Consider the following 23,802-nt stretch of genomic DNA (forward strand, 5'->3'; position numbering starts at 1 on the left):
CTGTCTCATCTAGTCGCATTATCGCAGGGGAATTAAAGTAACAGAATGAATGAAGTGATCTTAAAGGCGAGGTAACACGTAGCCTGTGGCTGAAAAAAGGAGAACTTAATATGGCGACCGTTTATGTGAGTATTGGAAGTAATATCAACCGCGAACACCACATCTCAGAATCCCTCAAAGCCCTAAACCATCACTTTGCACCTTTGAGTATTTCCGATTTTTACGACTGCGAGCCGGTTGGTTTTAAAGGGGACAACTTTCTAAATCTCGTCGTTGGATTCGAATGTGACTACACGGTCGCAGAGCTTGCAGACGTTCTACGTCAAATCGAATCAGACAATGGTCGCCAGCGTCAGGCGAAAGAGTACGCGTCACGCACGATGGACATCGATATCCTTCTTTATGATGACTTGGTGGGTATTATTGATGGCATCGAACTACCCAGAGGAGAAATCACCGAGTATGCGTTTGTACTTAGACCGTTGGTCGACCTTGCTCCTAAAGAACGTCATCCTGTTTTGGATATGCCGTTTGAGCAAATCTGGAATCGCTTCGATCAGTCGAGTCAGAAAACTGAACTCGTCGTTTTCAAGCAGCTCTGTACATAGACCGTGTATTGACTCAGGGAGACGAACGCGGCTGTGACTCGCCTGTGTCGTATTGATCTTTTTCTAAAATGCGCACGTAACGGTTGTACCTTCTATGAAAGGACACTGACATGAATCACAACGCTATCATTACCATCACAAACCTCAGATTGAGAACCTACATTGGGTTCAATGAAGAGGAAAAGACTAAGCAGCAAGACATTGTTATCAATGCCGAAATTCATTATCCCGCCAACAACCTCTGCCTCTCAGATGACGTAGATAATGCTCTCAATTATAAAAACATTTGCAAGACCATCATCAAGCATGTTGAGACCGGAAGGTTTTTGCTATTAGAAAAGCTGACCAGCGACGTACTCGGCATTTGCATTGACCATCCGTGGGTAAAGTACGCTCAAGTGAGAATTGATAAACCTCATGCTCTGCGTTTTGCCGACTCTGTTTCGCTCACTTTGAGTTATGAAGCTAACCACGATGAGATTACGCAGGGGGTTATCAAATGATAAGTACAGAAGCTGAGAAAGTAAGAAGCGCACTGCTCGAAAGAGGTCTTGAAACCCCGATGCTACCAAGCGAAATGAACAGTGATGAGAAGTACAACCGGATAAAAGGACTGTTGACGGAAGTGGTTAGCACTTTGGGACTAGATTTAACCGACGACAGCCTTGCAGAGACCCCTCATCGAATTGCTAAAATGTACGTACACGAAATATTCTCGGGGCTCGACTACAACAACTTCCCTAAAATGAGTGTGATAGACAACAAGATGTCCGTTGACGAGATGGTCAAGGTATCTGACATAGATTTGACATCAACGTGTGAACACCACTTCATCACCATTGACGGATTAGCTCAGGTGGCTTACATCCCAGAATCAAAGATCCTTGGACTTTCTAAAATAAACCGCATCGTCCGATTCTTCGCTCAACGTCCACAGGTTCAAGAACGTCTCACTCAGCAAATATTGGTAGCGCTGCAGACTCTCGTTGAAACCGAAAACGTAGCGGTGACGATCAAAGCCACGCACTACTGCGTGAAGTCTAGAGGCGTCATGGATGCAAACTCGGAGACCACGACAACCGCTCTCGGCGGCATTTTCAAAACGAACCCACAAACTAGAGCTGAGTTTTTACGATGAGTGAGACGATATTAATCACTGGGGTAGGGAAACGGCTGGGCTTCGCGCTCGCGGAGCAGTTGTTATCAGAGGGACACAGAGTTGTGGGCACCTATCGCAGTGACTACCCTCAACTACAGGGATTGCGCGACAATGGTGCTGACTTGATACAGGTTGATTTCTATCAACAAAGCAGTCTGGATGCCTTCCTAAATTACGTTGGTCAAGAATATAAGGAACTCAGAGCTATAATTCATAACGCCTCCGACTGGCGGTCGGAGGACAAGGAAAATCCCAGCAAAGACGCGTTACACATCATGAATCAAATGATGATGGTGCATACTACAGTCCCTTATCTAATCAACCTAACACTCAAGGACCTTCTATTATCGAGTGATAAAGGGTCAGACATCATTCACATTAGCGATTATGTTGCAGAAAAAGGCAGTAAAAAACACATCGCTTACGCAGCCAGCAAAGCCGCGCTCAACAATTTGACACTTTCATTCTCAGCCATGCTGGCGCCGGATGTGAAGGTGAATACGATCTCCCCAGCCATGCTTAAATTCAATGACAGTGACGATAAGAGTTACAAGGCCAAAGCTTTGCAAAAAGCACTGATTCCCAGAGAGGCAGGCTTTGAAGAAGTGGTCGATGCCATCAGGTTTGTGCTTACAAGCCACTATATGACGGGGAGAACGATACACCTTGATGGTGGCAGGCACTTGAAGTGAACTCCTAGGTGCGTGAATCCCCTTTTTGATTGCAGTGCAAAGGGCCTTCTATTCTTCTCTTGTAAAGTTCCAATATGACTTTGGAGCTCTACACCAACTTTCCTTAAGCGCAAAGCTACATGAGCAAAATATTGCTAGTAGGTGGGTTAAAGCTGTGAGTCACTCCAAAGAAACGCGTAAAAGGAGAGAGTTTTATATGTGTTCAGTAGAGTATGTCATGGCACAATGACGATAGGATTGGTCAATAAAGGAGCACGTTAATGCCTAATGTAGCGATTATATTGTCTGGCTGCGGAGTCTATGACGGTACAGAGATAAACGAAGCAGTCTTAACCCTGCTGGAATTAGAACGCAACGGTATCAACTATCAAACATTCGCCCCTGATATGCTGCAAGCTCACACCATCAATCATGCCAAAGGTGAAGCTACGCAAGAAACAAGGAATGTATTAGTCGAATCCAACAGAATTACACGCTCAGAAACAGGCGCCTTGGAAGATCTAGACGTATCCAAGTTTGATGCGTTAGTGTTTGTAGGTGGGTTTGGGGCTGCAAAAAACCTCAGTAATTTTGCATTCGATCAACCTCACTATCAAGCAATCCCACAAGTCAATGAAGTCATTCAAACATTCCATAGCCAAAACAAATGGATCGTGGCCTTATGTATCGCACCTGTTCTGCTCGCAGCGTCACTACCAAATATCAAAGTGACGATTGGTAATGATCAAGAAATCGCTAGCTTACTTGAATCGAAAGGCCATACACATGTGGAATGTAAGACTGATAATTTTGTCGTTGATGTGACGAATCAACTCATCACCACACCCGCTTACATGACAGGACAATCTATAAAAGAGGTTCATGAAGGAATACAAGCCACGATTCAACACCTAGGAACCAAAATTAGTTAGTAACAATACCGGAGGAAGAAGCCTCCGGTTCATCTGACCTGCATACTATTCGATAGCCAGTGTTTTATTTCCTCTCAGCTCATTGCTACTCAGTACCAGATTACATTTTCAAACTACTGTGACCGGCTCCCTTGAAATTAAAATTAACGCTTTTGGTTTCTACCTTGAGCTTTCCATTTTTAAAATGGTTTAGCTAGCCTCTACTTCATTAGCAATGAAATGAGAAAACAAGATGAACGACATTAATGAATCCATAGAGGAGCTGATCAGTGCTCAATATCCTAATATCACCGGGCTAATTGCCACCGGGTGCGGTAAAGTGGCACTGGAACATTTTTCACCAGGCTTTTCAGACCAAACCCCAATACATCTTTCTTCTGTAACCAAAAGTATTACCTCAATGTTGTTTGGCATTGCGCTTGAGCAAGGGTATATCCAAAGTGTTGAACAGCGAGTCTTGGACTTTTTTCCCGACTACGTATTAAAACGCGGCGAGAGAACATTGCCGCAGCTTCGGCTTAAACACCTGTTAAGTATGACCGCTCCTTACAAGTTCAGGAGTGAGCCTTATACGCGCGTCTATTCGAGCTACGATTGGACAGCAGCGTCACTGGATCTGCTAGGAGGTAAGGGTAAGATAGGGCAGTTTAAGTACACGACTCCAGCGTTGCACGTCTTATCGGGGGTGTTGAGCAATGCAACCGGGCAAACGGTGGCGGATTATGCGAACCAGGAGTTGTTTGCGCCGCTTGGGATTGCTCCGGTGAAAAACATTACTTTAAACGATCGGCAACAGCACCTCGAGTTTATCCGAGGTGCGCCTGAGCGGGGTTGGGTTACAGACCCTTGCGGTACCAATACACCAGGCTGGGGGCTTGTGCTAAGCACGTCTGACCTAGTTAAGCTGGCTAGTCTTTACCTTGGAAACGGGTTTTGGGATAGACAACGCTTGGTGTCAAGTGCATGGATACAGCAGAGTACTTCAGAGCAGAGTCGTTTTGGCGAGCGTCGCTATGGTTTTCTATGGTGGGTGATGCACGAGACCGAACATAACGGCTACTGCGCTTTGGGTGATGGGGGCAATGCACTCTTTGTATCACCGAAGCATGAGGTGGTGGTAGCCATCACATCGCGTTTTGTACCACGCCCCAAAGATAGGGTGACGCTATTCACTGAGTACCTACTGCCTTTTCTCATGGGCACACGACTTGGTTAAATGGAGCACATCGATAGTTTAGGGGCATTGAGCCCGCGCAGCACTCACCTTAATATTCAAATGCCATTTGTGGTCCTCACCGGGCTTTATAACCTGACACTGTTTCTTTGATGCGGCTTCGGCAATGGAATCAAATCCTGCGGTGCAGGGTTCAAGAGCAAAGTTATAGTGGCCGTGAAATCCGCCCTGGTTTTTCCAAATACTTAGCCACGGTACGATCTCGTGATCAACGCTCATCATGACACGTACTGAATCATTTTCGAAGCCGAATTCGTCGCCTTGCTGAAGGTGTTGGTCGAAGTAAAACTTATCACATAACCCGGACTGTGGTGGATTCAGCTGCGCCAAATCATGCACTCCTTGGTGAGTTGTAGCCTTAGGCCAATTGTGCTGCTCACCAAATGGCCCTAATATTGGGCTTGGGTTGCAGACGTTAGTAACCGAGTGCATATGGCTCGGGACAATCAAGCGTGTCTGGGGTGTTGCCGCGAATAGCGCATGCGGTGTCCACATGTAGGGGAGAGGGGCCGCATCTTTATCAAGGCTGAGCTGATAACGGCATTGAAGCTGATTGCCTTCAAGTGTGATTGATTTAGACAGAGTGTACTTGAAGCGGTGGCTGTGAACACTGAACATAATCTGTCCATCGTCTAGAATCTCACTATGCCACGGTAAAGCCCAAACTTCGCCATGATCAGGTACTTGAAGCCCAGTTCCCGGCATGGTGCATGATGCAATCGTCGGAAAACACTCGTCGAAGCCGCTCATATCGAAATCGCAAAAGTTGGCATTGTAGGGTGGCAATGCAAGGGTTTGCTGCTGTGACTGATAGAGTAATTCTATTTCATCATGTCCTGAAAATATCTTAAGTGAGCATAGTTTACTACCATATTCGGGCAACCATTCAGCGCGTAAATAAGGCGTACTCAAAATAACTGAATCGAGGCCTTTGTATTTTCCAAATGAAATGTCAGTCATGATTAATGTACGTCCTTGATATGTACTGCAACTACGGAGTTCGTGACTAATCTGTGAGAACTAAAGTTACTTAATTTCACCCATTAAACTCTATCTATATCAGTAATTTATTTTGTAAGTCAATCTGGTTTTTCAGGTTTTATGATGGATGAATTCAAGGGGGTTACAAAGCATCAAATTAAATGAGTAGCAATGGCGTAAAACGGCAAGTTTGATGTTGTACTTGTTTTTATGATGGAGACATCGAAACAAGTATGAGAGATAAATTATGCGCCAGCTACCATTCAGAACTTCACAACCAGCGGTTGTGACATGGACTGAAGCCTGTCAATCAATGACACAACTGCCGAAACAGCTAAATGATCGAGCGAAGAAGCCATGTTCAAATCAGTATTAGTACTTGCGACCATCATGCTTATTAGTGGCTTTACTGCGAATGAGGTCTATGCAGACACGTTGGTTGTGTCGAACTCAAACAGTGGGTTCGGTCATTGCAAACAGACATTGTCCATGGATGTGTTGAGCATGGATACACCAGAAGCAACAGTCGAGCATGTCAAAGCGCTAATTGCACAATTTCAAATCGAGGGTGATACGTTGATTCTTGTTCCTTCAACTGAGGAGGGTATTACTGAGGTGACTGTTAGGGATTGTCTTTAGTCATAGTGATGGAAATTGTGTCAATGCCCGTTCTTGCCCTGAAGGTGATAGGTCTGTTAAGGAAGGGGAGTAGTTCAGGCTCCATCAACGAATAATTGAACTGGTGGCGTAAAATGGTAATGGAAGCTGAAATAAAACCACTACTATGGGCAGCCATTGATAATCGAGGATGCCGAATGCCAATACCTAAACAGGATTTATCATCATTAATTAAAGAAGACACATTGAACCTCTATGCTGACGGACTTCGTGAAGCTTCAGCATTAACTGAAAAGATGAAACACCTTTTAGATCACGAACAGGATATACAGGATGCTCAAGCTCAGCTGACAATGTGTTTAGAAGATGTCAGCAATCTATTCGAAGCCAAAGGGGCAGTGATACCACCCAGGCTCATTCCAGCGGCCATCGTAGGTATCTATTTGTGTCAAACTACCGTGGGAGAGGGGATCACACCTGAAGAGCGAAAAGAATTGCTGGATATACTGATTAACCGTGATTCAAACATGCAGGATCGTTTTTGAGTAAACAATACTGAATTAATAGATATTCATACTGCATGAAGGAAACTAAACACTATACAAAGTCACTTTGCATTACTAATACTTACTATGTACGGGGTTTACTCAGAATGAAGTGGATTTGAGAACGTAGTTTTTATACGAAGAGGTGTTTAGTAATGAGTGACATATTAAGCTTAGAAGTTCTACAAAGTTCCCTATCAAAGCTAAATGGCACGTCATCGGCAACCTGGCAGCTCCATCAAGGAAAGCTATATACAGAGCTAGTGTTTGCTGATTTTATACGCGCTTTTGGTTTTATGACTCAGGTGGCGATTCTCGCTGAGAAAATGAACCATCACCCAGAATGGTCGAATGTTTATAAAAAAGTAGAGATCAATTTGGTCACTCATGACGCTGGTGGTATCACAGAAAAAGACGTGACTCTCGCTCAAAAAATCTCGGCTTTACTCTAGGGAGCTTAAAAGGAAAACCTTATCGAGCAATCAGTAGAGATAACACTCACCCTGATGTGTTAGAGCGAGTGTGTGGGAGCTAACCTTTGCTCGAGTAAAACGCTTAGATCTTATCTACATGATACTCAAGCTTATGGAAGTTAGCGTGGCTTTCTCCGTCAGTATATTGGTTGTATACACCTGCTTTGAAGTAACTCGTTAAGTTGCTCCAGTAATCAATGTTATGGTTCACTTTCTCTTCACCGTTGACATTGATGACGAGCTTGCTGTCACCGACAATGACATCGAAATCCGTTGGCTGTGGCTCTACAGGGCCAAGGTGGTAGTGAGAGTAAGCATTGCCCGCTTTACATGCTTCTTTACCGATGTTTTCTTTTCCTCGGTCGCCTTTACAGATTAGGTTGTTTGCCTTAATGATCGCCCAGTACTCGCCTTTGATACCGTTAGACTCTTCCTTCCATACGATACGCAGTAGTGGGTGAGGAATGCCTTTCTCACCACTGTCTACCCAGCTCTTGTTGTGAACTTGAATGTAAGTGATTTCATTCTGCTTTGATGTAGAGTTCTTCATTGAACCTTCAGGATCAACGGGTTCAACTGATGAGCTGAGGCGGTAGAAGGTATCAGGCAGGTCACTGCGGAAGTTTTCATGTACGCGGATTTCATTGCGGCGGTGGTCATTGGCCATTTTAAATACGAGGGCTTCAGACTCAAGGTCGACATAGAATGACTCATTCACCATGCCCTCAAAGTTACTGTCTTCAGCGATTTGAAACTGGTTACCTTTTCTGCCATCAGGATCAGAAATTTGCAGTTTAGATGCCGCTAGGATGTTGGCGTATTGCGGATAGTCATTGGGGATACCGCGATCATCGGATGGCACGAACATATCAACGCCAGCAAAGGCAGTGCCTGAAATGAGCATAGCAGTGGTTAGGGCTAAAGCACGAGTGTGTAGGGGTTTCATTGTATTTGCTCTCCTTTTTAATAGGCGGTCAACATAATCCATTTGTATTATTATATGTGTGAAATGTATCTAAGAATCGCATTTCGCTTTAGGGAAGGGTTGTTGTTGTGTGAAATTACGTGATTGAGATCTAACCGTTTAGCCCTCCGTAGAAGTTTGCGTTACGGCAAAGGAGACTTGATATGGCTGCGCTATTAGTAAAATCTTTTGAAGGGGATATCTATCTCGCATACCAAGACGATGGCATCAGACAAACACTCATTACGGACGAGTTAGATAGGGCAATGACATTTAGCAGCCTTCATCAAGTGAAAGACTATTGTCTTAACGAAGGCTTTGATTCGGCAACGTTGCAGCACGCCAGTGCGTATGACGAGATGTGTGGAGCGGCGATGCCCACGGCGGCAGAAATGCAGATGGATTTAAAGTGGTTTTGAGATCTGATCTGAAATGCACGGCAGCGCGTAGCAACCTACTTATGCCCTTTAGTACTCAAGGTATAAGACTCATTTTTTGGGGTTTGGTCCTCACGTTATTAGCAAAGGCGCATTGTGTTTTGGGGTGAAAAATTATCCTTGAATACCCGTGCAATGACTGCCGTAGAAAACTGCTGTTCGGTTTTTGTCGACGCTTATACATGCTTCTTTGTATGGTACGCTCAAACGTTATTGCGTTTGAGCGGTGACATTTTGACAAAAATTTAAAGCGCTTTAAATTGTGTAAACTTCGTCGTACGGCTCACAAATCGTTAGTTAACTATTTGCCAATAGTAAGGGGTGATCTTAAGTTTAAAGCGCTTTAAATTACTTTGAAAAGACGATGACAACACTAGCAGAAGTTTCGAAATATCTTGGTCTTTCGATGGCGACGGTGAGCCGCGCTATTAATGGCTACCCAGAAGTGAACGAAAAGACACGCCAACGGGTGGTGGAGGCCGCAGACAAGTTAGGTTACCGACCGAACAAGGTGGCGCAAAAATTAGCTACAGGTAAATCTAAGATGGTGGGGATCATGCTTCAGTCTCCGGATGAACTGGTGTGTGCTCCAACCTTTCTCTCTGAGCTCGCTCACATCACCAACTACCTTGGCGTTAATGGATACGACTTGTTGATCAACTCCTCATTGCAGGGAGACTCACTTCAAGCGTTGAAAAAGTTTGTATCCAAAAGTGAAGTGGATGGGTTAATTATCAAAGCACCCATGGTGAATGATGAACGTATTCAATTTCTGGTTGAGAAAAAGATTCCATTTGTGGTCCATGGTCATGACACCAGTGATTTGGAATATGCGTATTTTGATATTGATAACGCGTCTGTTTCCGAGCAAGCCTTAGCATTCCTTCATCAGTTAGGACATAGCAAGGTGGCGTTTATTAACTCACAAGAGTCATTGGCATTTGCAAAGACAAGAAGCGATGCCTTCCGCCAGAAATGGAGTGAGCTAGGCCTAGAGAGTGAGCAGTGTGAAATATTTCATTGCACACCTGAGGTCACTGCCGGCCGTGAGTTGGCAGCAGAGTTACTCGTAGGCGAAACACGTCCAACGGCGGTGGTTTGTTCTAGCAGTAAAGTTGCCTATGGAGTGTATATGGCAGCCGCAGAGCTGGGATTAAAAATCGGGTCAGATTTGTCCGTTATCGCTCATGATGATGGTATCCAGCACTTCGATACGCGTGAATTTAATCCGCCACTGACAGTAACGCATTCACCGTTAACCAACTCCAGTGAGCCGATCGCCAATACTATCGTCAAATTAATCTCTGGCGAGTCGCCGGCTCAACTTCAAACTACCTCACCTGTTGATTTGATTGTAAGAGGCTCAACAGGAAAGCCAAATTCAAATTAGTCACAATGGAGATTTGCTATGAGCAATTTTAACCACCCTGAGTGGACCAAGGATAAAAATATTTATGAGGTCAACTTAAGACAATATACACAAGAGGGTGATATCAAGGCGTTTATGAATCATCTACCTCGTCTGAAAAAGATGGGCGTGGATATTCTTTGGCTAATGCCCATTCACCCAATCGGTGAGAAAGAGCGTAAAGGGACACTAGGTAGCCAATACGCAGTGAGAGACTATTTGGCACTCGATCCTTCATTGGGGACAAAAGAAGACCTGAAGGCTTTGATTGACCAAGCACACGATATGGGCATGTACCTTATTCTCGACTGGGTTGCTAACCACACGAGTTGGGATAACGTTTGGGTTGATGAGCACCCTGAATGGTATAAGCGTAACGAGCAGGGCGAACTGTATCCATACACCTATGTTGATGACAAGAAAACCGAGTATTGGACAGACGTCATCGGCCTTAACTACGAAAATAAAGCGCTTTGGGATGGTATGACAGAGGCCATGGCTTATTGGGTTAACGAGTTCAATATTGATGGTTTCCGCTGTGACGTTGCAGGCTTGGTACCTACCCCATTTTGGGAATACGCGACAGAGCGTTTAAACAAGATCAAACATCTGTTCATGTTGGCTGAATGGTCTAAACCTGATTTGCACGATAAAGCGTTTGATATGACCTACGATTGGGGTTTTTATGTGTTAATCGGTGACATTGTCACAGGTAAGAAAACCGTAGACGATATTCCTGCCTACCTTGACCAGCTTTATGTGGATTATCCTCATGACGCTTATCGAATGGTGTTTACTAGCAACCACGATAAGAACACTTGGGAAGCCAGTGACGATGAGTACTTTGGGGAGTCGTTTGAAGCATTTACAGTGCTAGCAGCCACACTGTTTGGTATGCCTCTTATCTACAGTGGGCAAGAGTCAGGTCTGGATAAACGAATTGAGTTCTTTGAGAAAGACCCGATTGATTGGAAAACCTATAAGTACGATGAACTCTACACTGATCTTCTGTTGCTCAAACGTAATAACCCAGCGTTATGGAATGGAGCATATGGTGCAAAACCAACCTTCTTCCATACAGGCAACCCAAATGTCATTACCTTTGTTCGACAAAAAGAAAATAATAGAGTCGAAGTGACAATTAACCTTTCTAGTGAAACACAAGAATATAAAGATATTAATGGGTCAGAGCAGAAATCCATTAACGCATACGAATATATAATTAACTGCTAATCCTACAAAAATAAAAGGTCTGAAAATATGAAAAAACTAAGTCTATTGAGCTTAGGGGTTGCTTTCGCCCTGAATTCCTTAAATGTCCATGCTTTCAGTGATGATCAAATTACTGTATGGATGCCATTAGATAAAGGGCAGAAGGGCATGACCTATGCGGTTGAGCAATTCGAGAAAGACACGGGAATTAAAGTAAAAGTTGAGTTTCCAGAGAGTCTCGAAGAGCGTTATGTTCAAGTTGCTTCGGTGGGTAAAGGCCCGGATATCATGATATTTGCTCATGACCGCTTTGGCGGTTACGCAGATGGTGGTTTGGTTCGAGAAGTCTCACCTTCGAAAGAGTTTAAAGCACAGTTCCAAGACTTTACCTGGGACGCGGTGAGCTACAAAGGTAAGACGTATGGCTATCCAATCGCAGCTGAGTCGGTGTCGCTAATCTATAACAAAGATATTATCGATGAACCAATTGAAAACTGGGAAGATGTTTTTGCGCTCGATAAAGCGCTGCAGGAGCAGGGCAAGCGAGCAATTGCTTGGGATGTGAAAACACCTTACTTTACTCACCCGTTATATTCGAGCGCAGGGGCGTATGTATTTGAAATGGGGGATGAAGGGTTCATTGCGGAAAATACCGGTGTTAACTCCCCTGAAGCAAAGGAGACCATGACGTTTCTTAAAAAAATTATCGACCAGGGCGTAATGTCTTCAGATATGGATTATGCCCACGCTGAAACCGCTTTTAATAAAGGTCAAGTTGCGATGACAATTAATGGCCCATGGGCATGGGCAAATATAGAAGCAACGGGTATTAATTATGGTGTGGCAGAATTACCTAAATTTAATGACAAGTCATCTAGACCATTTGTGGGTATTTTAATGGCGGGGATTAATACCGCTTCACCAAATACCGCATTAGCTCAAGAGTTCATTGAAAACTACATGCTATCTATGGATTCTCTGCGCTTTATGAATAGCCAAGTGTCCATTGGCGTTCCTGCAAGAACGGAGTTTGCACAAGAGCTTCAAGATGACCCAAGAATTCACGCCTCTCTGATTAATGCACAAAATGGTGACATCATGCCAAACATCCCGCAAATGATGGGCTATTGGCACGGCTTAGGTGCTGCGATTACCAATGTCATTGAAGAGCGTCAAACCGTTGATCAGGCCCTTGTGGACCTAGAAAAACGCGTACTATCTAAATAATAACCATCTCGCTCAAATTCGTTCGGCTTCTCATATCCAGCCGAGCGAGTTTGACGAGTTATTTTACGGAAATACCATGATTTACAAATCGATTAAAGATATTCAAGCTTCTGCTATGGGTTTTGGCTGCTGGGCAATGGGTGGCACCTGGAATAATGTGACAGATAAAGAGTCTATTGAAGCGGTGCGTGCGGCTATCGACCATGAGATTAACTTTTTTGATGTCGCTCCAGTCTATGGGTTAGGTCACGCTGAAATGGTTTTGGGCCAAGCGCTGGAAGGTATCGATCGTTCTAAAGTAGTGATTGCCACTAAGTGTGGACTTGTGTGGGACGAGAACAAACAAGTGCGAAATGACCTATCCGCTCAGAGCCTAATCAAAGAGGTGGAAGAATCACTCGTCCGACTAAAAACAGACTATATCGATTTATACCAAGTTCACTGGCCAGATCCCAATACATCGATTGCCGAAACAGCAGCGGCGCTAGCTGAGCTTAAACGCCAAGGTAAGATTCGTCATGTGGGTGTTTCAAACTACTCACTAGCGCAAACTCGTGAGATGATGGAGGGTGTTGAAGTTGCCACCTTCCAAGGGTTGTACAACTTACTAGAGCAAAACCCGACGCATTACCACAATATCCCATTGCAATACCGCACCCGTGACGAAGTGCTGCCTTTCTGTGCGCAAAATGACATGAAGTATCTGCCATACTCACCTCTAATGCAGGGGCTGCTTACAGGGGCATTAAAGCGTAGCGGTAACTGGGATAACAATGACGACCGCAGCAACAATCCTAAGCTCAATGGCGAAGCATTTCTCCCTTACTACAACTGTGTGGAAGAACTAAAAACGCTAGCGCAAGAGGCGGGAGTGCCGTTACCTCACTTAGCGATTCACTGGTTAGTTGCCCAGCAAGAAGTGGGTCCTGTAATAGCAGGTGCCCATACGATCGAGCAAGTAAAAGACAATGCGAGTTTCATTCACTCAACGGCTAAACGTGAGGTCCTTGAGGCAGCCGAGCAAATCGTTGCTAAGTGGCAGCTTGATTAACCCTTTCTAACGAAATCGGGCAGCATTATCCTGCTGTCTGATTTCATTATCCTCTGGTTTTCTTTACCTTAACCACTGGTTAATTGTCAGCCATTTTACTTTTTCCTAGACTTACCATCACGCAGTAACCACGTAACGTACAGCGCATTTGTATCGGCACCGCTGCGACTTTAATGTTGAAACCAGTCAATGAGGTTTGTTATGAGAAAGTTCACTTTATCCGCACTCGCTATCGGTTACACAGCAATCGCTGGTATCGCAACGCTATCCACCGCCTTTGCCTCTGAGAGCCAGAACTTAGATAACAGCGCTCTATACAAACCTGTCGTAGAGCAAGACGTTTATCGCAACCTGACACCACTGCACTTAGCCGTGGTTGAGGGAAATGTTGATGCAGCTCGGAAATTGATTGATTCGGGTACAGATATTAATGCGCTTGACCCACTCATGGGAAATGCTCCAATTCACTTTGCGGCGCAAGCACACAACTTGCCTATGTTGAAAATGTTGGTAGAAAATGGCGCCTTCGTAAACCTACAGTCCGTTAGATTAGGTGCTTCACCTTTGATGCTAGCGGTTTGGTATCGCAATATTGAAGGCGTAGAGTACCTGTTGAGTTTGCCTGATACAGATACATCGATGATGGCGGCTTTTGGAATGTCTGCTAAAGATTTTAATGACTTTGGTCCGAACCCTGATGATAAGGATGCGATAGCTGATATCGCTAAGATTAATGAGTTGTTCGATCAACGCGAGAAGCGATTGCAGGAACAAGCACAAACTGAGAGTGTGATTTTCACAACGCTGGTGTTAAATGAATCGTTGTCTGAAGATGAGAAGCTAGAAGAGATTAAACGCCTTATCAAAGGCGGCTCAGATGTAAATGCAATTTCTCCTGTATTGAAAGTCGGCAGTGATTTCCACACTGCACTGTTAGTTGCAGCTCGAAATGGCCATTATGAGATTGCAAAAGTGTTACTCGAGGCTGGGGCAGATCAGACGATTCCAGGTAACTATATGGCAGCGATCCCCCTTCACAAGGCTGCTTATTTTGGTCGCGCCGACATGTTACAGCTCCTTTCGCAATACGACGGCTTTGAAACGGTGATCGATGCGATGGGTCCAAATAATGGCTACACGCCGCTTCATGATGCGATCTGGCATGGTCATACAGAGGCTGCAAAAGTACTGATAGATGCAGGTGCTGATACCTCAATAGTGGCATTCGACGGGCTTACACCCAAGGCATTAGCGGAGCAGTTTGGCTATCAAGACATTGTTGGCCTGATAGAAGAGGCTCAGTGATATGAATCGGGCAGAGTTGGAGCATGAAATCGCGAAGGTTATTTTTCCTGCCTTTGATCGGCTTGAGGAGGATGACTTTTTCATCCCGTATTTCGAACAGGGTACTCAGTTTGAGATTCATGATGACAAGTTTGTTGGCATTGACGGTTTTAAGCACTGGATGGCCGGAAACCGACAGACTTTCAAACCTAATACTCTAGAACACAGCGCCCATTCGTTTGTGTTTGAATCTTTAGAAGATGGAAGGGTAGAGGTTGAATTTCTGTTGGACTTCAAAGCCGAAACTTTCAGTGGGGAGTATTTTGATTCTGTTGTTCGAGAGAAGTGGCTACTCAACCTTTCATCTCACTCAATAAAGATAGAGCGATACTTTGTTGAGCCCGCCTAGTTATTTGAGGAAAGCCCACAGTGTCCAGCGTTGATACTGTGGGCTTTATGTATTTAACCCATGCGCTTTGATTATTTCTTTAGCTATTTCGAGAGTTTAGTGACTAAAAAGTCGACCAACAGTCTTACCCTTGTTGGTTGATATTCTCTCGATGCGTAATATAGCCAAACATTGATGCTCTCACCCCAATTATCTTTCAACAAGGGTACGACAGTACCTTGCTCTAATTCTGATTCAAACATCCAACTGCCTAAGCATGAAATACCTGCCCCAAGGACGGTTGAGACTTTTGCCGCACTAAAGCTGTTTACCATTAAGTGCCCTTGCGCGTCATAAAGAATATTGTCTTTGCCATCATTGAGTCGCCAGCGGTGTGTTCGGCCAGTGGTAACGGATTTCACTGGAATGAGCCGGTGATTTTCAAGATCTTGAATCGTCTTCGGTTCACCGTTTGTTTCGATGTATTGCTTGGAGGCAAACACACCAATCTCAGTGAGCATAACTGGGCGAGCGATAAGGCGAGAGTCTTCATTGATGGAAGTGCCGATCCCGAGATCAAAGCCATGCTCAATGAGGTCGATACTGCGATCCTCAAAGGTGATATCACATTGGACATCTGGGTATTGCTGCATGAACGCTATGATCATCGGCAAAATAATGTCTTGGCCTATCGAGCTGGCTGGTAGGTTCATCTTTATCACACCTGACAGACCCTCTCGCTCCTCAGTAAGCGATTCTATACTTTCCTGTATGTGTGCCATGGAAGGGGCAAGACGGCGAAATAGTTGTTCACCAATCGGCGTTAAACTCAGTGAATGAGAGGAGCGAAGAAAAAGCTTGGTTTGCCACTCTTGCTCAAGTTTCCCTATGGCTTTACTGACGGCAGGGGCCGAGATTCCGAGGTCTCTTGCCGCTTGGGCGAAACTGAGTGTTCTGGCGACTTGCACGAAGATGGGCAGTTGGCTTGGTAGTGACTTCATTAACTACTGGTTATGTTAGTGATGCATGTTCCCACACTACCGGTTTGTGATGTTCTAATCAATAATACACTCAAGCAACAGGTCATAGAGGGTTAAGAAAATGGCACTACCAACATTACACCAATACATTATCGAGAATAATTTTGAGGCTTTTCAACAAGCACTAAACAGTGGTGCAGATAGAAATCAACTTGATCCTCTCATGGGTAACTCGCCTTTGCATATTGCGGCTCAGCAGTCTTCCACAAAATGGGTTGAGGCATTGCTTCGCTCTGGTGCGTTTGTCAATCTACAGACGCCAAAACATGGTGTAACGCCTTTGATGGTGGCGGTTTGGCATCGTAAACCAGACGTTGCCAGTGTTCTACTGCAGGAGTTAGATATCAATGTTGAGATTGTTTCAACGTTTGGCTTAAAGGCAGAGCATTTGGTGGAGTTTGGGGCGTCAAAAGACGATGAATTCGGTATGGCTCAAGCCAAAGAACTAGGGGAGCTCTTTACGCAATATCGTGAACGCCAAACAAAGCAATTGGCAGCGATGCCGGAGCTCAACATAGTGACGAATACAGACCACGCAGACAAGGAGATGGCTGATGCGATCAGTGCGATCGAGGGCGTGATGACATTGAATCAAACGGCACCAGTCAACTGTTCAGGAAACGATGAGCACACCGCCGTTATGGTGGCAGCGAGAGACGGAAATGTGCAGGCGTTGAAAGTACTGATGGATAAAGGCGCCGATCAAACCATTCCTGACCACTATATGAAAGCAATACCTTTGCACAAAGCGGCGTACAACGGTCATCCAGAAGTGATTCGACTGCTGGCAAATTACCCTGGCTTTAAAGAAACGCTCGATGCGCAGGGACCAAACAATGGCTACACACCGCTACACGATGCGATTTGGCATGGGCATACACTAGCAGCTCAAGCGCTCATTGAGCGAGGTGCTCGCACAGATTTGAAAGGTTATGACGGTAAGACTCCTCTTGATCTTGCTCGTGAATATCAATACTCAGCGATTGCTGACATGTTGGAGAATATTAATTGATTTTTACAGCTGATCTTTTGTTAAACGAGGTCAGCTGTTTCTTTATGTAGCATGTACAAAAACACTGCACTCGTGACCTGCTCATTCATATACATGGTCCATGCTTGGCGAAATGAGTTTTCTTGTTAATCACTGTGTTGACTACGGTTCTGTAAACATATCAATTCAGTTACAGAAATGTGACGCAGTTAAAATATAAAAAATGCAAAAAGTGCCATCAGTCTCATTTATCTAATCGTTAGATTTATTTGTATTATAAGAATACGTTAAATTTTGTGGCAATCAATACGTTATATGGAAAACGACCTAATAGCGATAAGTTAGGAGATTTTCTTTCAATAATGACTGTAATCTTTGTAATACAATAATGGATTATATATGAAACAAACTATTCTAAAGACCTTGCTTGCCTCTTCTGTAGCGCTCGCTGTCGGCTGTGCAAGCACTGAGGCTCCTACTGCTGATTTTCCCCATAACAAAGAAACGGGTGAAGCCCTGCTAACGCCGGTTGCGATTACTGCAAGTAGCCACGATGGTAATGGTCCGGATCGTCTATTCGACCAAGACTTAACAACACGCTGGTCTGCCGCGGGTGATGGTGAATGGGCGACGCTTGATTATGGCACTGTGCAAGAGTTTGATGCGGTACAGATTGCTTTCAGTAAAGGTAATGAGCGCCAGTCTAAGTTTGATATTCAAGTGAGTGTGGACGGTGAGAACTGGACGACGGTACTTGAAGACCAGCTAAGTTCTGGAGAAGCGCTAGGCCTAGAGCGTTTTCAGTTTGAGCCAGTAGTACGAGCTCGCTACGTAAGATACGTGGGTCATGGTAATACTAAGAGTGGCTGGAACAGTTTGACTGAAATGGCGGCGCTTAACTGCCATGTTAACGCTTGTCCGGCAAGTCATATCATTACACCGGAGGTTGTTGCAGCAGAAGCGACCATGATTGCTGAAATGAAAGCCGCAGAGAAAGCGTACAAAGAATCACGTAAAGATCTGCGCACAGGCAACTTTGGCGCACCAGCGGTTTACCCTTGTGAGACGACAGTGAAATGTAACACACGTACCGCGCTTCCCGTTCCGACCAACTTGCCGGATCAACCACTTCCAGGTAATGCGCCAAGCGAAAACTTCGATATGACACATTGGTACCTTTCTCAACCGTTTGACCATGACAAAAACGGCAAGCCAGATGATGTTTCAGAATGGAACTTGGCTAATGGTTACCAGCACCCAGAGATTTTCTATACCGCCGATGATGGTGGTATGGTTTTCAAGTCTTATGTGAAAGGGGTTCGTACTTCTACGAATACTAAGTATGCACGTACTGAGCTGCGTGAAATGATGCGTCGTGGTGATCAGTCGATTCCGACGAAAGGCGTGAACAAGAACAACTGGGTATTCTCTACCGCTCCTATCGAAGACCAAAAAGCCGCCGCTGGTATTGATGGTGTGATGGAAGCCACGCTGAAAATCGACCACGCAACCACAACAGGTAACGCAAACGAAGTCGGCCGTTTCATTATTGGTCAAATCCACGACCAAAACGATGAGCCAATTCGTCTTTACTACCGTAAGCTTCCAAACCAACCAACGGGTGCCGTGTACTTCGCACATGAAAGCCAAGATGCAACCAAAGAGGATTTCTATCCTTTAGTGGGTGACCTGACGGCTGAAGTGGGTGAAGATGGCATCGCTCTTGGTGAAGTGTTCAGCTACCGCATTGAAGTAAAAGGCCACGACCTGATTGTGACGCTAATGCGTGAAGGTAAAGAAGATGTTAAGCAAATCGTTGATATGACGGAGAGCGGCTACGATGTGGGTGGTAAGTACATGTACTTCAAAGCAGGTGTTTACAACCAAAACATCAGCGGCGACTTAGATGATTACTCGCAAGCAACCTTCTACCAACTAGACGTATCGCACGATCAATACCAAGAGTAATTGAGCGTTAAAGATACGCCTGCGGGTTATAGTATCTCCAAAGTAAAGTCGGCATCACTATTAGTGGTGCCGACTTTTTTGTAGACCATAATCGTCTGGCTGCATATTTTATTGGGCTTATCCGAGCGAGTCTCAATAATAGAAAGGCTTTGTTCTCGTTTTCTGGGCTAACTTTGAAAGAGAGTTAAGTGAGGAACTAAGGGGAGCGACGATGAAAAATAGAATCGTAATTGCGCTTGTTGTCACAGTACTTTCAGGTTGTGAAGCAACCCAAAGACAAAGTGCGACCACAGGCGAATGGGAGACTAACTCGACGACTAAAGGCGCTGCAATTGGCGCCGCTTCGGGGGCTATTGTGGGGCTGATTACTGGGGATAATGCAAAAGAACGCAGAAAGCGTGCACTCATAGGTGCTGCGGCTGGTGGTGCTGTAGGGGCTGGTGTGGGTTATTACTTCGATCAGCAAGAGGCGGCGTTGCGTCAGGAGTTGCTTAACTCTGGGGTACAAGTACGTCGTGTCGGGGAAGACCAATTAATTTTGGTGATGGAAAATGGGATAGGTTTTGATACCAATTCATCTTCTCTAAATCCCTCGATTTATAACACGCTCAATGGTGTCGCGAGAATCTTGGTGGAGTATCCAGAGACCGTATTGCTGATTGATGGACACACCGACAGTACGGGCAGTGAAAGTTACAACCAACAGCTTTCGGTTCAACGTGCGGATTCAGTTCGCTCGTATTTGAGCGCACAGAAAGTGAGTTTCAGTCGCCTCAATACTCGTGGGATGGGTGAAAGCAGTCCAATATGTGATAACTCAACAGAACAGGGGCGACGCTGTAACCGACGTGTAGAGATCAACATCTTCCCAGCTCAATAGCTGAACTAGAGCTCCTATGTTAAGGGGCTCTTTTTTCAACGCATTACGTAATTTCGCCTACGCTTTAATAGACACAAATTCCTAAATTACAAAGGAAGGTGATAATGAGCAATCCAATTATAGCGTCGAATACGCCCATAAAAGTCGAACTCACAGAAGGTAAGGAATACTATTTTTGTACCTGTGGTCGGTCAAAGAGCCAACCCTACTGCGACGGCTCCCATGCTGGTACAGATTTTACCCCAAAAGTATTTACTGCCGATAAAACCGAAGATGCCTATCTTTGTCGTTGCAAGCACACCGCAAATGCGCCATTTTGCGATGGCTCCCACAAGCAATTCAGTGATGAGATGATTGGACAAGAGGGGCCCGGTGTCCAAGTTGCAGACCCTACCGATGCGGCTCCATCTGCCGCAGCGACCAAAGAAGAACCTACGGTTGAATTTATCCATCAGCTTGCCAGAGAGGGGTTGAGTAAATTAGGACACCATGGCCCAATGACATCGATGGGGGTTCCAAGACACTTGTTGCCGCACTGGGATGATTTGCAGGTGATGGTGGCACAGATGGCGACTAAGCCGCTTCAAGAGGAAGTGCCGGTGTCGACAGAACTTGTTATCGGTCCTAACGCGAAAAAGCCCCTTCGACTGGATATTCCCTTGTTTGTTTCTGATATGAGTTTTGGCTCTTTGTCGGAAGAAGCCAAACTCGCGCTTTCTAAAGGTGCAGAAATGGCAGGGACTGGAATCTGCTCGGGAGAGGGAGGCATGTTACTGGAAGAGCAGCAAGCCAATAGTCACTACTTTTATGAACTTGCCAGTGCGAAGTTTGGTTATTCAGAAGACAAACTAAAAGGCGTGCAAGCTTTCCACTTTAAGGGTGGGCAGGGTGCAAAAACTGGCACTGGAGGGCACCTGCCGGGTAACAAGAATATCGGCAAAATTGCTGAGGTGAGAGGCATTGAGGAAGGAACATCCGCAATTTCACCACCGACATTTAGAGACCTACACACGGTCGAGGACTTTAAAGCCTTTGCCGACCGCGTGCGTGAGATAACCGGTGGAATCCCTGTAGGGTTCAAGTTGAGTGCAAATCATATCGAAGAAGACATTCAATTTGCTTTGGATGCGAGTGCTGATTACATCATCCTTGATGGTCGAGGGGGTGGCACGGGGGCAGCCCCCTTAATGTTCAGGGATCATATTAGCGTACCGACGATACCAGCGTTAGCAAGAGCGAGAGCCTATCTTGATAAGCAAGGCAAGTCAGGGGAGGTAACGCTGATCATCACGGGTGGATTGCGCGTTCCTATGGACTTTGTGAAAGCAATGGCGCTAGGGGCGGATGGTGTGGCAATCTCAAATAGCGCAATGCAATCTATTGGTTGTGTAGCGGCAAGGATGTGCAATACAAACAATTGTCCAGCCGGGATTGCGACACAGAAAGCGGACTTAAGACAGCGTTTAAATGTGGATAAATCGGCCAAACAGCTGTGCAACTTTTTCTTAGCATCGACAGAATTAATGCAAGTGATGGCGAGAGCCTGTGGCCACAATGCATTGAATCAATTCACGCAAAACGATTTGGCGACATGGAATAGGGAGATGGCTTATCTATCTGGCGTCAGATATGCGGGTGTCTCTGATTTGTGATGAGATAATTGAAGGAAATTTAGGAGTCTAAACAACAAAAGGACCTGAAAGTATCAGGTCCTTTTCATGTTGCTTGTGAGTAAGACAACAGCGGAGTTTATTCGCTCTTGTTTGACTCTATGTTATTTAGCGACAGTCTCTTGAGTTGAATTACCTTCAACCTCAGTCAACATGCCTTTTAGTAGGCTAAAACAGCCGATAACCAAGATGATAGTGAAAGGCAATGCAGCAATAATCGTCACAGATTGAAGCGCTTGAATTGAGTCTGTGCCACCAATCCACAGCATCACCATCGCGATAGTTGCTGAAATCACCGCCCAAATCACTTTCTGTTTGATTGGTAGTTCTAACTTACCGCCTGCTGTCATGCTATCAACCACGATAGAGCCAGAGTCGAGTGTCGTTACGAAGAATACAACGATAAGCGCTACGGCAATCACTGAAAGGATGTTACCAATCGAATACGCATCTAGCATGTAGAACAAGCTTAGGGAGACATCACTGATACCCTGCTCAGCACCAAGAAGACCGACATTGTTCATGATCTGGTCGATAGCGATACCACCAAAGAAACACATCCACAGTGTCGTTACGATGGTTGGGATAACCAATACACAGAATAGGAATTCGCGGATCGTGCGGCCTTTTGAAATACGTGCTACGAAGATACCGAAGAAGGGTGCATAAGCAACCCACCATGCCCAGTAGAACACCGTCCAACCATGCAGCCAGGTTGAATCTTCACGACCTGCACTTTGGCTTAGTGGCAGAATGTTTTTCACGTAACCGGTGATACCTGTAAATAGCGAATCAAATACCGTTGTGAAGTTCAGTACAGCAAGGAAACCTAGGAACAGGAATGCAATAACCATGTTAAGGTTACTTAGCGCTTTAACACCAGAGTCCATACCACGAACAACAGATACGATTGCTAGACCCATGATGGTTAGGATGATCAGTAGCTGCAGGAATAGGCTGTTGTCTAAGCCAAATACGTGGCTAATACCACTCGCTGCTTGTGAGCCGCCTAAACCAAGCGACGTTGCTAGACCAAACAGGATTACGAGAACCGCCATGACGTCGATTGCGTCACCGATACGTCCCCAAACTCGATCACCGAGTAGAGGGTAGAACACTGAGCGCATAGAAAGTGGCAAGCCTTTGTTGTAAACAAAGTAAGCTAGGCAGAGTGCAGTCATGCCGTAGATTGCCCAAGCGTGGAAGCCCCAGTGGAAAACAGCAGAACCTAGCGCAAGTTCGCGCCCTTCAGCGGTGAAAGGTTCAACGTTGAGAGGCGTTCCGAACCAGTTGGTGAAAAACGCGGTCGGTTCAGCAACACCCCAGAAAATAAGTCCGATACCCATGCCCGCAGCAAAGAGCATTGAGAGCCAGGAAAGGGTTGAGAATTCGGTTTTTGCATCGTCGCCGCCTAAGCGAATCTTACCCAGTGGTGAGAAAGCGATACCAAGTGCAAAGATGAGTAGTATGTTGGCACCCCACATGAACACAAAGTCGAATTTGGAGAGTGCTGCGCCTTTAACGGCGTCGATGGCTGCTTTAGCGTCTGCAGGCGAAAGCAAAAGGAGTGTAACGATGAAAAGGATTGATAAGCCCGCGGAAGCGGTAAAAACGGTGTTGTGGACGTCCATTCCCCATTTGGTAACGTTGTCCTGACCTACTTGATAATCTGTTGAATCTATACTGTATTTTGTTGATTTATAACCCATAATTTAGAGGCATATACATTCATAAAAGGAGTGAATGCAACGACCGGCTCCGTGTCGATTAAAAGACTGACTAATGTGCGGATTGTACTTAAATATAGGGCCTTCTCCTTAACCCTAATTTTTCTCAATTTGAAGTGCCAACACTTAGTCACGAGGTGCGTAATATAACACAAAATGAGTAGTTTTTGTGGGTGATTAGGGTTTATGGGTTAAATAAGAGGTCTAATTGGCTGACTGATTTTCTTTTTAAGGTATTGATAGTAAAGGTTTATTATCAAGTTATGGAATGGAACAAATAAATTTTTAATTTGTTTGAATATACGTCTAAATATCGGTGAAATTGAGACGATCT

Annotated in this window: 23 protein-coding genes and 1 pseudogene; 20 read left to right on the top strand and 4 right to left on the bottom strand. The window is 45.1% G+C overall.

What is annotated here, in order from left to right; genetic code table 11:
- The first annotated feature begins 110 nt into the window (after positions 1–110).
- The 6 genes from folK (at position 111) to GT360_RS15905 (ending at position 4,586) form a co-directional block, all read left to right on the top strand.
- Entirely contained in the window at positions 111–608 is a 498-nt protein-coding gene (gene folK, locus GT360_RS15880; RefSeq protein WP_164649944.1) for a 2-amino-4-hydroxy-6-hydroxymethyldihydropteridine diphosphokinase, read from the top strand.
- Between the two features lie 110 nt (positions 609–718).
- Entirely contained in the window at positions 719–1,111 is a 393-nt protein-coding gene (gene folX, locus GT360_RS15885) for a dihydroneopterin triphosphate 2'-epimerase (protein ID WP_164649945.1), read from the top strand.
- Positions 1,108–1,746: a GTP cyclohydrolase I FolE gene (folE, locus tag GT360_RS15890; RefSeq protein ID WP_164649946.1), complete on the top strand. Its 639-nt coding sequence runs from the start codon at positions 1,108–1,110 to the stop codon at positions 1,744–1,746. The genes folX and folE overlap by 4 nt, the downstream gene beginning before the upstream one ends.
- On the top strand, positions 1,743–2,459 hold the full coding sequence (folM, locus tag GT360_RS15895) for a dihydromonapterin reductase (RefSeq protein WP_164649947.1): 717 nt from the start codon (positions 1,743–1,745) through the stop codon (positions 2,457–2,459). Before folE ends, folM begins: the two co-directional genes overlap by 4 nt.
- 260 nt (positions 2,460–2,719) lie before the next feature.
- The gene (elbB, locus tag GT360_RS15900) at positions 2,720–3,370 is read left to right on the top strand and encodes an isoprenoid biosynthesis glyoxalase ElbB (RefSeq protein ID WP_164649948.1); all 651 of its coding nucleotides are present in this window, start codon (positions 2,720–2,722) and stop codon (positions 3,368–3,370) included.
- 232 nt (positions 3,371–3,602) lie between these two features.
- Entirely contained in the window at positions 3,603–4,586 is a 984-nt protein-coding gene (locus GT360_RS15905) for a serine hydrolase domain-containing protein (protein WP_164649949.1), read from the top strand.
- 18 nt (positions 4,587–4,604) lie between these two features.
- Here the strand turns inward: GT360_RS15905 and GT360_RS15910 are convergent, their stop codons facing one another.
- Positions 4,605–5,564, bottom strand: a complete 960-nt coding sequence (locus GT360_RS15910) for an aldose epimerase family protein (protein ID WP_164649950.1) — start codon at positions 5,562–5,564, stop codon at positions 4,605–4,607.
- Between the two features lie 378 nt (positions 5,565–5,942).
- On the opposite strand from GT360_RS15910, the gene GT360_RS15915 reads away from it, so the two are divergent.
- From GT360_RS15915 to GT360_RS15925, 3 genes are all read left to right on the top strand, one after another.
- The gene (locus tag GT360_RS15915; RefSeq protein ID WP_164649951.1) at positions 5,943–6,224 is read left to right on the top strand and encodes a hypothetical protein; all 282 of its coding nucleotides are present in this window, start codon (positions 5,943–5,945) and stop codon (positions 6,222–6,224) included.
- 113 nt (positions 6,225–6,337) lie between these two features.
- Positions 6,338–6,748 (top strand): hypothetical protein, encoded by a 411-nt coding sequence (locus tag GT360_RS15920; RefSeq protein ID WP_164649952.1) that lies wholly within the window; start codon positions 6,338–6,340, stop codon positions 6,746–6,748.
- Positions 6,749–6,903: 155 nt separating this feature from the next.
- Positions 6,904–7,200, top strand: coding sequence for a 4a-hydroxytetrahydrobiopterin dehydratase (locus GT360_RS15925; RefSeq protein ID WP_164649953.1), 297 nt, complete (start codon positions 6,904–6,906; stop codon positions 7,198–7,200).
- A 103-nt stretch (positions 7,201–7,303) separates the two neighbouring features.
- On the opposite strand, the gene GT360_RS15930 is transcribed toward GT360_RS15925, so the two are convergent.
- Positions 7,304–8,167 carry a polysaccharide lyase family 7 protein gene (locus GT360_RS15930; protein ID WP_164649954.1) on the bottom strand — a complete coding sequence of 288 codons (864 nt, stop codon included), beginning with the start codon at positions 8,165–8,167 and terminating at the stop codon, positions 7,304–7,306.
- Positions 8,168–8,340: 173 nt separating this feature from the next.
- Between GT360_RS15930 and GT360_RS15935 the strand changes: the two are divergent.
- The 7 genes and pseudogenes from GT360_RS15935 to GT360_RS15965 form a co-directional block, all read left to right on the top strand.
- Positions 8,341–8,604: pseudogene (locus tag GT360_RS15935) on the top strand (DUF6482 family protein); the annotation flags it as partial.
- 382 nt (positions 8,605–8,986) lie between these two features.
- Positions 8,987–10,012, top strand: a complete 1,026-nt coding sequence (locus GT360_RS15940; protein WP_164649956.1) for a substrate-binding domain-containing protein — start codon at positions 8,987–8,989, stop codon at positions 10,010–10,012.
- Between the two features lie 18 nt (positions 10,013–10,030).
- On the top strand, positions 10,031–11,263 hold the full coding sequence (locus GT360_RS15945) for an alpha-amylase family glycosyl hydrolase (RefSeq protein ID WP_164649957.1): 1,233 nt from the start codon (positions 10,031–10,033) through the stop codon (positions 11,261–11,263).
- 27 nt (positions 11,264–11,290) lie between these two features.
- Positions 11,291–12,469 carry a maltose/maltodextrin ABC transporter substrate-binding protein MalE gene (gene malE, locus GT360_RS15950; protein ID WP_164649958.1) on the top strand — a complete coding sequence of 393 codons (1,179 nt, stop codon included), beginning with the start codon at positions 11,291–11,293 and terminating at the stop codon, positions 12,467–12,469.
- A gap of 76 nt (positions 12,470–12,545) precedes the next feature.
- Positions 12,546–13,520, top strand: coding sequence for an aldo/keto reductase (locus tag GT360_RS15955; RefSeq protein WP_164649959.1), 975 nt, complete (start codon positions 12,546–12,548; stop codon positions 13,518–13,520).
- Positions 13,521–13,721: 201 nt separating this feature from the next.
- Entirely contained in the window at positions 13,722–14,825 is a 1,104-nt protein-coding gene (locus GT360_RS15960) for an ankyrin repeat domain-containing protein (RefSeq protein WP_164649960.1), read from the top strand.
- Position 14,826: 1 nt separating this feature from the next.
- The gene (locus GT360_RS15965; protein ID WP_164649961.1) at positions 14,827–15,213 is read left to right on the top strand and encodes a hypothetical protein; all 387 of its coding nucleotides are present in this window, start codon (positions 14,827–14,829) and stop codon (positions 15,211–15,213) included.
- Between the two features lie 83 nt (positions 15,214–15,296).
- Here GT360_RS15965 and GT360_RS15970 read toward each other — a convergent pair whose 3' ends face one another.
- Complete coding sequence (locus tag GT360_RS15970) at positions 15,297–16,193, bottom strand: LysR family transcriptional regulator (protein ID WP_164649962.1); 897 nt, start codon at positions 16,191–16,193, stop codon at positions 15,297–15,299.
- A 100-nt stretch (positions 16,194–16,293) separates the two neighbouring features.
- On the opposite strand from GT360_RS15970, the gene GT360_RS15975 reads away from it, so the two are divergent.
- The 4 genes from GT360_RS15975 (at position 16,294) to GT360_RS15990 (ending at position 21,723) form a co-directional block, all read left to right on the top strand.
- Positions 16,294–17,244, top strand: a complete 951-nt coding sequence (locus tag GT360_RS15975; RefSeq protein ID WP_164649963.1) for an ankyrin repeat domain-containing protein — start codon at positions 16,294–16,296, stop codon at positions 17,242–17,244.
- Positions 17,245–17,622: 378 nt separating this feature from the next.
- The gene (locus GT360_RS15980; RefSeq protein ID WP_164649964.1) at positions 17,623–19,191 is read left to right on the top strand and encodes a polysaccharide lyase family 7 protein; all 1,569 of its coding nucleotides are present in this window, start codon (positions 17,623–17,625) and stop codon (positions 19,189–19,191) included.
- Between the two features lie 211 nt (positions 19,192–19,402).
- Positions 19,403–20,071, top strand: a complete 669-nt coding sequence (locus tag GT360_RS15985) for a YiaD family glycine zipper/OmpA-like lipoprotein (protein WP_164649965.1) — start codon at positions 19,403–19,405, stop codon at positions 20,069–20,071.
- A gap of 104 nt (positions 20,072–20,175) precedes the next feature.
- Positions 20,176–21,723, top strand: coding sequence for a glutamate synthase-related protein (locus GT360_RS15990; protein ID WP_164649966.1), 1,548 nt, complete (start codon positions 20,176–20,178; stop codon positions 21,721–21,723).
- Between the two features lie 122 nt (positions 21,724–21,845).
- Here GT360_RS15990 and GT360_RS15995 read toward each other — a convergent pair whose 3' ends face one another.
- Positions 21,846–23,450, bottom strand: a complete 1,605-nt coding sequence (locus GT360_RS15995) for a BCCT family transporter (protein WP_164649967.1) — start codon at positions 23,448–23,450, stop codon at positions 21,846–21,848.
- Between the last annotated feature and the right edge of the window lie 352 nt (positions 23,451–23,802).

The sequence above is a fragment of the Vibrio astriarenae genome (assembly GCF_010587385.1).
Lineage (GTDB): Bacteria > Pseudomonadota > Gammaproteobacteria > Enterobacterales > Vibrionaceae > Vibrio > Vibrio astriarenae.

Bases quoted from the DNA above. Each gene is read 5' to 3' on its own strand.
- folK (WP_164649944.1), top strand. From the start codon at position 111: ATGGCGACCGTTTATGTGAGTATTGGAAGTAATATCAACCGCGAACAC.
- folX (WP_164649945.1), top strand. From the start codon at position 719: ATGAATCACAACGCTATCATTACCATCACAAACCTCAGATTGAGAACC.
- folE (WP_164649946.1), top strand. From the start codon at position 1,108: ATGATAAGTACAGAAGCTGAGAAAGTAAGAAGCGCACTGCTCGAAAGA.
- folM (WP_164649947.1), top strand. From the start codon at position 1,743: ATGAGTGAGACGATATTAATCACTGGGGTAGGGAAACGGCTGGGCTTC.
- elbB (WP_164649948.1), top strand. From the start codon at position 2,720: ATGCCTAATGTAGCGATTATATTGTCTGGCTGCGGAGTCTATGACGGT.
- GT360_RS15905 (WP_164649949.1), top strand. From the start codon at position 3,603: ATGAACGACATTAATGAATCCATAGAGGAGCTGATCAGTGCTCAATAT.
- GT360_RS15910 (WP_164649950.1), bottom strand. From the start codon at position 5,564: ATGACTGACATTTCATTTGGAAAATACAAAGGCCTCGATTCAGTTATT.
- GT360_RS15915 (WP_164649951.1), top strand. From the start codon at position 5,943: ATGTTCAAATCAGTATTAGTACTTGCGACCATCATGCTTATTAGTGGC.
- GT360_RS15920 (WP_164649952.1), top strand. From the start codon at position 6,338: ATGGTAATGGAAGCTGAAATAAAACCACTACTATGGGCAGCCATTGAT.
- GT360_RS15925 (WP_164649953.1), top strand. From the start codon at position 6,904: ATGAGTGACATATTAAGCTTAGAAGTTCTACAAAGTTCCCTATCAAAG.
- GT360_RS15930 (WP_164649954.1), bottom strand. From the start codon at position 8,167: ATGAAACCCCTACACACTCGTGCTTTAGCCCTAACCACTGCTATGCTC.
- GT360_RS15940 (WP_164649956.1), top strand. From the start codon at position 8,987: ATGACAACACTAGCAGAAGTTTCGAAATATCTTGGTCTTTCGATGGCG.
- GT360_RS15945 (WP_164649957.1), top strand. From the start codon at position 10,031: ATGAGCAATTTTAACCACCCTGAGTGGACCAAGGATAAAAATATTTAT.
- malE (WP_164649958.1), top strand. From the start codon at position 11,291: ATGAAAAAACTAAGTCTATTGAGCTTAGGGGTTGCTTTCGCCCTGAAT.
- GT360_RS15955 (WP_164649959.1), top strand. From the start codon at position 12,546: ATGATTTACAAATCGATTAAAGATATTCAAGCTTCTGCTATGGGTTTT.
- GT360_RS15960 (WP_164649960.1), top strand. From the start codon at position 13,722: ATGAGAAAGTTCACTTTATCCGCACTCGCTATCGGTTACACAGCAATC.
- GT360_RS15965 (WP_164649961.1), top strand. From the start codon at position 14,827: ATGAATCGGGCAGAGTTGGAGCATGAAATCGCGAAGGTTATTTTTCCT.
- GT360_RS15970 (WP_164649962.1), bottom strand. From the start codon at position 16,193: ATGAAGTCACTACCAAGCCAACTGCCCATCTTCGTGCAAGTCGCCAGA.
- GT360_RS15975 (WP_164649963.1), top strand. From the start codon at position 16,294: ATGGCACTACCAACATTACACCAATACATTATCGAGAATAATTTTGAG.
- GT360_RS15980 (WP_164649964.1), top strand. From the start codon at position 17,623: ATGAAACAAACTATTCTAAAGACCTTGCTTGCCTCTTCTGTAGCGCTC.
- GT360_RS15985 (WP_164649965.1), top strand. From the start codon at position 19,403: ATGAAAAATAGAATCGTAATTGCGCTTGTTGTCACAGTACTTTCAGGT.
- GT360_RS15990 (WP_164649966.1), top strand. From the start codon at position 20,176: ATGAGCAATCCAATTATAGCGTCGAATACGCCCATAAAAGTCGAACTC.
- GT360_RS15995 (WP_164649967.1), bottom strand. From the start codon at position 23,450: ATGGGTTATAAATCAACAAAATACAGTATAGATTCAACAGATTATCAA.